Origin of the sequence: Clostridium tarantellae (assembly GCF_009295725.1) — a bacterium.
GTDB lineage: Bacteria > Bacillota > Clostridia > Clostridiales > Clostridiaceae > Sarcina > Sarcina tarantellae.
Genome location: NZ_WHJC01000707.1, coordinates 1 through 255 on the forward strand (window position 1 = coordinate 1; position 255 = coordinate 255).

Sequence of the window (255 nt, forward strand, 5' to 3'; positions counted from 1 at the left end):
GTTTATTCCATCTCCATGGAACTTAATAGTATTTATTCCACTATTTAAATTTACTGCCACAGTAAAGGTCTTAGCATCTCCTATGGACCATCCATTAGTTGGTATTGGAGTGTAAACTTCTCCTGTGTTTGTTCCATTTATATCTATCTTTAAGTTTCTATTAGCATCTGCCCCTATATACTTCACTGCTAAATTATACTTTCCTGCAGCTGCTACATTTACAGTTAAGGTAGTTGCACCATCACTTGGTCCTCC

1 protein-coding gene is annotated in these 255 nt (G+C 36.5%); it reads right to left on the minus strand.

Features of this window, described 5'->3' with window-relative positions:
• Positions 1–255 (minus strand): carbohydrate-binding protein (locus GBZ86_RS19130; RefSeq protein WP_479690765.1); only part of this gene is annotated, 255 nt, incomplete at both ends.